This window comes from Burkholderia sp. LK4 (assembly GCF_001043615.1).
GTDB classification, from domain to species: domain Bacteria; phylum Pseudomonadota; class Gammaproteobacteria; order Burkholderiales; family Burkholderiaceae; genus Burkholderia; species Burkholderia cepacia.
Window position 1 is genome coordinate 82334 of the sequence record NZ_LDUL01000069.1, and the last position, 8296, is coordinate 90629.

Annotated in this window: 10 protein-coding genes; 4 read left to right on the forward strand and 6 right to left on the reverse strand. The window is 70.4% G+C overall.

The genetic code is table 11. From position 1 onward, the window contains the following. Positions 1 to 12: 12 nt before the first annotated feature. From VK92_RS30690 to cobU, 4 genes are read right to left on the reverse strand one after another with little or no spacing between them, the layout of a single operon-like run. The gene (locus VK92_RS30690) at positions 13 to 930 is read right to left on the reverse strand and encodes a cobalamin-binding protein (protein WP_048022576.1); all 918 of its coding nucleotides are present in this window, start codon (positions 928 to 930) and stop codon (positions 13 to 15) included. Next, complete coding sequence (cobD, locus tag VK92_RS30695; protein ID WP_048022575.1) at positions 927 to 1946, reverse strand: threonine-phosphate decarboxylase CobD; 1020 nt, start codon at positions 1944 to 1946, stop codon at positions 927 to 929. Before cobD ends, VK92_RS30690 begins: the two co-directional genes overlap by 4 nt. Beyond that, on the reverse strand, positions 1939 to 2883 hold the full coding sequence (cbiB, locus tag VK92_RS30700) for an adenosylcobinamide-phosphate synthase CbiB (RefSeq protein ID WP_048022574.1): 945 nt from the start codon (positions 2881 to 2883) through the stop codon (positions 1939 to 1941). The genes cobD and cbiB overlap by 8 nt, the downstream gene beginning before the upstream one ends. Continuing rightward, positions 2877 to 3431 (reverse strand): bifunctional adenosylcobinamide kinase/adenosylcobinamide-phosphate guanylyltransferase, encoded by a 555-nt coding sequence (gene cobU, locus VK92_RS30705; protein WP_048022573.1) that lies wholly within the window; start codon positions 3429 to 3431, stop codon positions 2877 to 2879. The genes cbiB and cobU overlap by 7 nt, the downstream gene beginning before the upstream one ends. Positions 3432 to 3505: 74 nt before the next feature. On the opposite strand from cobU, the gene VK92_RS30710 reads away from it, so the two are divergent. From VK92_RS30710 to VK92_RS30720, 4 genes are all read left to right on the forward strand, one after another. Beyond that, positions 3506 to 5008, forward strand: a complete 1503-nt coding sequence (locus VK92_RS30710; protein ID WP_048022572.1) for a cobyric acid synthase — start codon at positions 3506 to 3508, stop codon at positions 5006 to 5008. Positions 5009 to 5089: 81 nt separating this feature from the next. Further along, positions 5090 to 5230: a hypothetical protein gene (locus tag VK92_RS42635; RefSeq protein ID WP_165589108.1), complete on the forward strand. Its 141-nt coding sequence runs from the start codon at positions 5090 to 5092 to the stop codon at positions 5228 to 5230. A 149-nt stretch (positions 5231 to 5379) separates the two neighbouring features. Then, positions 5380 to 5793, forward strand: coding sequence for a DoxX family protein (locus tag VK92_RS30715; protein ID WP_048022571.1), 414 nt, complete (start codon positions 5380 to 5382; stop codon positions 5791 to 5793). A gap of 158 nt (positions 5794 to 5951) precedes the next feature. After that, complete coding sequence (locus VK92_RS30720; RefSeq protein WP_048022570.1) at positions 5952 to 6620, forward strand: ParA family protein; 669 nt, start codon at positions 5952 to 5954, stop codon at positions 6618 to 6620. 155 nt (positions 6621 to 6775) lie between these two features. Here VK92_RS30720 and panD read toward each other — a convergent pair whose 3' ends face one another. Together panD and panC are read right to left on the reverse strand one after the other, a co-directional pair. Then, entirely contained in the window at positions 6776 to 7162 is a 387-nt protein-coding gene (gene panD, locus VK92_RS30725; RefSeq protein WP_021164250.1) for an aspartate 1-decarboxylase, read from the reverse strand. Positions 7163 to 7206: 44 nt separating this feature from the next. Next, positions 7207 to 8046, reverse strand: coding sequence for a pantoate--beta-alanine ligase (panC, locus tag VK92_RS30730; RefSeq protein ID WP_048022569.1), 840 nt, complete (start codon positions 8044 to 8046; stop codon positions 7207 to 7209). Between the last annotated feature and the right edge of the window lie 250 nt (positions 8047 to 8296).

Consider the following 8296-nt stretch of genomic DNA (forward strand, 5'->3'; position numbering starts at 1 on the left):
AGCCGCCGGAACTCAGCGCGCCGGCCGCCGCCCACGCGCGGCTTCGAGATCCTCGCACAGCGCGGCCGCGCCCTGCGCGATCCGCGGCGACGGCCGCGTCAGCAGATCGCCGTCGATCGCGAACAGGTTGTTGCGCGCCACGGCCGTCAGCGCGGGCCACGTGCGCCAGCGCGCCAGGCTCGGCAACGGTTCGTCCGTACGCGATGCCCCCGCGCTCGTCGTCACGATCGCCTCCGGATTGGCCGCGAGCACGGCCTCGTCGGTGACGGTCGGCACGAGCGGCCTGAGCGACGCGAACACGTTGCGGCCGCCGCACAGCTCGATCACGTCGTTGATCAGGTGCGCGCCATTGAGCGTCATCAGCGGCCGGTCCCAGACCTGGAAGAACATCGTGACGGGCGCCCGCGCGGCATAACGTGCGCGCAGCGCCGCGATGTCGCGCGTATAGGCGGCCGCGGCCGCATCGGCAGCCGGTTGCGTGCCGAGCAGCGTGCCGAGCCGGCGCAGCGACGACGATACGTCGTCGAGGTGCTTCGGTTCGCTGAAGAACAGCGGGATATGCAATGCGCGCAGCGCGTCGGTCTGCCGCTCGGCGTTGCCGTGCCGCCAGACGACGATCAGGTCGGGCTTCAGCGCGGCGATCCGCTCGAGGTCGAGCGCCTTGTTGTCGCCGACGCGCGGTATCGCTTGCGCGGCAGGCGGATAGTCGCTGTACGTGACCGTGCCGACGAGCTTTGCGCCGCCGCCGGCCGCATAGATGAGCTCGGTCGCGTGCGGCGCGAGGCTGATCACGCGCCGCGCGGGTGCAGGCAGCGTGACGGTGTTGCCGGCGTCGTCGCGCGTCGTGACGTCGGCGTGGACGAGCGGTGCGTGAGCGAGTGCGGTCAGCATCGCGACCGGTGTCAGCCGGCGCAACAGGCGCGCAATCATGCGGATTCCCGTTGTAGCAGCGGCACGCAGTGCGCGAGTGCGTCGCGGAGGCGCTGCCATTCGGCTTCGCTGCCCGGCAGGCCGACGCGTACGCTCGACGGTGTCGGGAAGTACCGCGTCCAGATTCCGCGTGCCGCGAGTGCCGCATGCAGTGCCGCTGCCCGCGGGTCGTCGGTCCAGCTGAAGAGCGGCGTCGCGCGGGCAGCGAAGCCGTGCGCGCGCAGCAGTGCGGCGAGCCGCTCGCCGTCGGCCGCGAGCCGCTCGCGGGCGGCGGCCTGCCATGCGCGATCGGCGAACGCCGCGGCGACCGCATGGCGTGCGGGGCCGCCGACCGTCCAGGCGCCGAGCATGTCGCGCAGCGCGACGATCTGGCCGGGGCACGCGAGCACGAAGCCTGCGCGGATGCCGGCGAGCCCGAAGAACTTGCCGACCGAACGCAGCACGACGAGCCCCGGGCGATCGACCTGCGGCGCGAGCGACTGCGTCGCGCCCGTATCGGCGAACGCCTCGTCGACGATCAGCGTGCCGCCGCGCGCTACCAGTTGCGCATGCCAGCCGAGCAGGCGTTCGGGCGGCACGAATTCGGCGGTCGGATTATTCGGATTCCCGACGATGACGTGGCGCAGCGTCGCAGGCAACGTATCGGTGCCGACGTCGAGCGCGACGACGCGATGGCCGTGTCGCGCGAAAGCGGGCGCGTATTCGCCGTACGCGAGCGTCGCGACGCCGGCGTCGCCGGCCGGCAGCAGCGCGGGCAATGCGCGGATCGCAGCCTGGCTGCCGGCCACCGGCAGCACGTGCGCGGGATCGGGCGCGTGGTAGTACTGCGCGGCGCGGGCCGCGAGGCCGTCACCGTCGTCGGGCAGCCGGCGCCATGCGTCGGCCGGGACGGGCGGCACCGGATAGCCGACCGGATTGATGCCGGTCGACAGGTCGAGCCACGTGTCGTACGGAATGCCGTGGCGGCGTGCGGCTTCATGCAGGTTGCCGCCGTGCGTGATGCGGGTGTCAGACATGATGGGTGGCCATGACGAGTGCGCCGCTCGCGACCAGCAGCGCGAGCCACAGGGCAAGCGTGCGCGTGACGAGCGACAACGCGGCGACGATATGGACGGCGCTCGCCGTCGCGCCGGTGCCGAGCGCCGGACGATCCTCGATCTCGCCGTGATAGACGGCCGGGCCGCCCAGCTGCACGTTCAGGCTGCCGGCGCCGGCGGCCATCACCGGGCCCGCGTTCGGGCTGTCCCAGTGGCGTGCCTGCGTGCGCCAGCAGCGCCATGCGGCGGCCGTGTCGCCGAGCAGCGCGTAGCTCGCGGCCGTCAGGCGCGCGGGAAACCAGTTGAGCGCGTCGTCGAGGCGCGCGGCGGCCCAGCCGAAGGTCAGGAAGCGCGGCGTGCGGTAGCCCCACATCGCGTCGAGCGTGTTCGCGAGCCGGAACAGCAGCGCGCCGGGGCCGCCTGCGACGACGAACCAGAACAGCGCGCCGAAGATCGCGTCGTTGCCGTTCTCGAGCGCGGATTCGACGGCCGCACGCGACAGCGCGCCTTCGTCCGCGTCGCTCGTGTCGCGCGACACGATGCGCGCGGTGAGCGTGCGGGCGGCGCCGAGGTCGCGCCGCAGCAGCGCCGCGGCGATCGGCGCGACGTGGTCGGCGAGGCTTTTCGCGCCGAGTGCGAACCACAGCAGGGCGATGTGCAGCGCGGCCGCGAGCGGCCATGGCAGCACGGCCGCGAGCCATGCCGCGACGGCGACCGGCGGCACGACCGCCGCGATCCATGCGGCGACGCCGCTCACGCGGCCGCGCCGGCCCGTGTTCAGCGCGCCTTCGATGCGCGCGGCGAGGCGGCCGAACGCGACGAGCGGATGCCAACCGGCCGGTTCGCCGATCGCGCGGTCGATGATCGCGGCCGCAACCGCGAACATCGCGACTACGGGCAGCGACAGCATCAGCATGACGGCGCTCCCGTCTTGAGGTCGAGCGTCAGCCCGGCGACGAGCAGCGTCACGCGCGTCGCAAGCGCGGCGACACGCTGGTTCAGGCGCCCGAGTTCGTCGACGTAGCGGCGCGTGACCGACCCGAGCGGCACGACGCCGAGCCCGATCTCGTTGCTGACGACGATCACCTTCGCGCGCGCGCCGCGCAACGCGTGCTCGAGCCGGTCGACCTGCGCCGCGTACTGCGCATCGTCGAGCGGTTCGCCGTCGGCCGGGCACAGCAGGTTCGTGAGCCACAGCGTCAGGCAGTCGACGAGCAGGCACGCGTGCGGATCGTCGAGCCGCGCGAGCGTGCCGGCGAGGTCGACGGGTGCGTCGGCGAAGCCCCAGGCGGCCGGCCGGCGCGCGCGATGGTGCGCGATGCGCTGCGCGAATTCGGCATCGGCGGCGGTTGCGGTGGCGATGTAGGTGACGGGGCGGCCGCTGTCGGCGGCGAGGCGCTCGGCGTGCGCGCTCTTGCCCGAGCGTGCGCCGCCGAGGACGAAGGTGAGGTCGTGCGGAATCATCGCGTGATTGTAACGGCGCGGGCACACCGGCGCGGGGGATAATGCGGCCTTTGCTTCGCGACGACCTTTACACGATGAATGCACCCGAGCCGCGGCCGCGCGGCACGCTGATGATCCAGGGCACGACGTCCGACGCGGGCAAGAGCACGCTGGTCGCGGGCCTGTGCCGGCTCGCGCGCCGCGGCGGCGCGCGTGTTGCGCCGTTCAAGCCGCAGAACATGGCGCTCAACAGCGCGGTGACGGCCGACGGCGGCGAAATCGGCCGCGCGCAGGCACTGCAGGCGCTGGCCGCGGGCGTTGCGCCGCATACGGATTTCAACCCCGTGCTGCTGAAGCCGACGAGCGACCGCGGCGCGCAGGTGATCATTCACGGCAAGGCGCGCATGAACCTCGATGCACGCGCGTATCACGGCTACAAGCCGGTCGCGTTCGAAGCGGTGCTCGAGTCGTACGCGCGCCTGCGCGCCGGCTACGACACGGTGATCGTCGAGGGCGCGGGGAGCCCGGCCGAGATCAACCTGCGCGAAGGCGACATCGCGAACATGGGGTTTGCCGAACGCGTCGACTGCCCGGTCGTGCTCGTCGCCGACATCGACCGCGGCGGCGTGTTCGCGCACCTCGTCGGCACGCTCGCGTGCCTGTCGGACAGCGAGCGCGCACGCGTGCGCGGCTTCGTGATCAACCGCTTCCGCGGCGACGTCAAGCTGCTCGAACCGGGGCTCGACTGGCTGCGTGCGCAGACGGGCAAGCCCGTGTTCGGCGTGCTGCCGTACCTGCACGGCCTGCTGCTCGACGCCGAGGACATGCTGCCCGCACAGGCGCGCAGCGCCGCCGCACGCGGCGATGCCGGCCTGCTGCGCGTCGTCGTGCCGGCGCTGCCGCGCATCAGCAACCACACCGATTTCGACCCGCTGCGCGCGCATCCGCAGGTCGAATTCACGTACTGGAAGAGCGGCCCTGTCCCGGATGCCGACCTCCTGATCCTGCCCGGTTCGAAGAGCGTGCAGCGCGATCTCGCATGGCTGCGCGACGCGGGTTGGGACACGCTGATCCGTCGCCATCTGCGCTACGGCGGCAAGGTGATCGGCATCTGCGGCGGGATGCAGATGCTCGGCCGCACGCTCGACGATCCGCTCGGCCTCGAAGGGGCGCCCGGCAGCGTGCCGGGGCTCGGGCTGCTCGATTTCGACACGACCCTGCAGCGCGACAAGACGCTGAAGAACGTGTCCGGGCATCTCGCGCTGCCGGGCGGGGCGGCCGTGCGCGGCTACGAGATCCACATGGGCGACACGCACGGGCCCGCGCTCGCGTCGCCCGCGCTGACGCTGGCAGCCGACGCCGCACCCGACGCCACACGCCCGGACGGCGCGGTGTCCGCCGATGGCCAGATTCTCGCGACCTACGTGCACGGGCTGTTCGACTCGCCCGACGCATGCGCGGCGCTGCTCGCGTGGGCCGGGCTCGACGGCGCGGAGCGCATCGACTATCCGGCATTGCGCGAGGCATCGCTCGAGCGGCTGGCCGACTCGTTCGCCGACCATCTCGATCTCGACGCGCTGTACGCCGAGTTTCGTTGACGCGGGCCGGGCCATGCTCGCTTTTTCCGCCGGATCGCATACAACACAGGAGGGCGGATGTCCGCCTGGAGGAGTGCGACGATGAAGGCTCGATGGTGGTGGGGCATGCTGCTCGCGGCGCTGCTGGGCGTGTCGGCGGTTGCGCATGCGTGCGATTCGTCCGTACCGGGCGGCGCCCAGTCCGGTTCCGGCAACGCCACACAAGGCAAGAGCGGTTACTGAAGCAGGTCGCGGGGCATGATCGGTCATGCCCCTTTTTACGTCTCGATTGATTCCATTGGGGAATGAGTTAAAGCGAATTGGCGCGTTTATCGGTCGAATCGATTCGAATAGAGTGCGATCCATTCACACCACTCACGAAGGAATTCGCCATGAACCCCAATCGCCTCAACGATTTCGCCGCGACCCTGCTGCGCGTCGCGCTCGGTGTGCTGTACCTCGCGCACGTCGCGCAGAAGGTGTTCGTCTTCACGCTGCCCGGCACCGCGCAGTTCTTCGCGTCGATCGGCCTGCCGGGCTGGCTCGCGTACCTGACGACGTTCGTCGAACTGGCCGGCGGCCTGGCGCTGCTCGCGGGCTTCCGCGTGCGCGTCGCCGCGCTGGTGCTGCTGCCGTTCATGCTCGGCGCGACCGCCGCGCATCTGCCGAACGGCTGGAGCTTCGCGTCGCCGAACGGCGGCTGGGAATACCCGGCGTTCTGGGCCGTCACGCTCGCCGTGCAGGCGCTGCTGGGCGGCGGCGCATTCGCGCTCGGCGCACGGGAAGCCTCGGTTCAGCGTGCGTAATGGGGTAAGTGGGTAAGTCGGCGGGGTAAGCCGGCGTACGCAACGCGGCGCAACCCGTTTCGGTGACACCCCGTTTGCCGATATCATCGCTCCCTGTATCCGCAATCGAGCGGCGCCTGCCCCGCGGCAGGGGCCGCGCGGCTTTTTCGGGGGAATTCATGACGGTGATCGTGGTGGCGAATCCGAAGGGCGGCGTGGGGAAGAGCACGCTGTCCACCAATCTTGCCGGCTATTTCGCGGCGCAGGGCGCGTGGGTCGCGCTCGCCGACCTGGACCGGCAGCAGTCCGCGCATGCGTGGCTCGACCAGCGGCCGGCCGGACTGCCGGCAATCGAGGCATGGGAACTCGATCCGGACGCGCCGACGAAGCCGCCGCGCGGCCTCGAATATGCGGTGATCGATACGCCGGCCGGGCTGCACGGCAACCGGCTCAACGTCGCGCTGCAACTGGCCGACAAGGTGATCGTGCCGCTGCAGCCGTCGATGTTCGATATTCTGGCCACGCAGCAGTTTCTGGAGCGCCTCGCCGGCGAGAAGGCCGTGCGCAAGGGCAGCGTCGAGGTCGGGATCGTCGGGATGCGGGTCGATGCGCGCACGCGCTCGTCGGACCAGCTTCACCGGTTCGTCGAAGGGCTCGGCCTGCCGGTGCTCGGCTACGTGCGCGACACGCAGAACTACGTGCAGATCGCCGCGCACGGCCTCACGCTGTGGGACGTCGCGAAGAGCCGGGTCGAGAAGGATCTCGAACAGTGGCGGCCGATCGTCGAATGGGCCGAACGCCGCGCGCCGAAGGCCGAGAAGACGGAGAGGGCCGCCAAGGCGTCCTGATCGCGCGGCCGCCGGGCCGGTACGCGATGAAATGAGAAAGGGCCGGATCCCGTGGCATACGGCATCCGGCCCTTCGATCCTTCGACCCTTCGACCGCAAGCGGCACGGCCGCTCCGCGCGCCGCGGCACGCGGGCGGCCGGCCAGTCAGGTCAGGTCAGGTCCAGTTCTGCGTCGGCACGTGATCGCGGTGGCCCTTGATCTTGTTGCCGTCGTCGATGAACACGAGCTTCGGCTTCCAGCCGGCCTGAATCTCGGCTTCATCGACCATCGCGAATGCGGCGATGATCACGAGGTCGCCGAGCTGCGCGCGACGCGCGGCCGAGCCGTTCAGCGAGATCATCCCGCTGCCGCGCTCGCCCTTGATCGCGTAGGTCGAGAAACGCTCGCCGTTGTTGATGTTCCAGATGTCGATCCGTTCGTTTTCGATGAGGCCGGCCGCTTCGAGCAGGTCTTCGTCGATCGCGCACGAGCCTTCGTAGTGCAGCTCGCAGTGCGTGACGGCCGCGCGGTGGATCTTCGATTTGAGCATGTGGCGCTGCATGGTGTCTCCGTGATGCGTCGTGAGAGGCGCGGGCGGGCGGCCCGTCAGATTTCCAGGTTGTCGATGAGGCGCGTCGCGCCGAGCTTCGCGGCCGCGAGCACGACGAGCGGCTCGCCGGCTTCGAGTTCGGCGGCGCTCGGTGCGATCAGGTTCGCGCGGCGGCGGATCGCGATGTAGTCGGGCAGCCAGCCGCGCTCGGCCAGGTGCGTGCGCGCGTGATGCTCGAGCTTGCCGAGGTCGCGCTCGCCGCCGAGCACGCTGTCGCGCACGCGCTGCAGCGTTTTCGCGAGTTCGGGCGCTTCCTTGCGCTCGTCGGTCGTCAGGTAGCGGTTGCGCGACGACAGCGCGAGGCCGTCCTCGTCGCGCACGGTTTCGGCCGCGATGATCTCGACCGGCAGCGCGAGCTGCTGGCACATCCGGCGCACGATCATCAGCTGCTGGTAATCCTTCTTGCCGAACACGGCGACGCGCGGCTGCACGCAGGACATCAGCTTCGTGACGACCGTGCACACGCCGGCGAAGAAGCCGGGCCGGAATTCACCCTCGAGAATCCCGCCGAGATCGTCCGGCGGCAGCACGCGGTATTCCTGCGGTTCCGGGTACATGTCGCGTTCGGTCGGCGCGAACAGCACGTAGACGTTTTCCTGCTGCAGCTTCTCGATATCGTCCTGGAGCGTGCGCGGATACTTGTCGAAATCCTCGTTCGGGCCGAATTGCAGCCGGTTGACGAAGATGCTCGCCACGACCGGGTCGCCGTGCTGGCGCGCGAGGCGCATCAGCGACAGGTGCCCTTCGTGCAGGTTGCCCATCGTCGGCACGAACGCCGTGCGGTTCTGTCCGCGCAGCTGGTCGCGCAGTTCATGGATCGAGCTGATGACTTTCATGATCGGGTAGCGGGTTCCTCGCGCTGGCGCGCGTTGGCGCCGCAGCAGCGGCGTCGGGGTCGAAGCGGAGAACGCCGGCGCGCGGGCGGCGCATCGGGCGTCGGCGGATTGTAGAGGATTTGGCCGCCAAACGCATCGAAAAAAGTACGGTCGTTCACTTTTTAAGAGAGCGTGCCGGCAGCGGCCCGCGCAGTCGCGTCGGGCTGCGGCGAGGCGGCATGTGTGCCGGAATGAATCGGGAGGGCGGGAA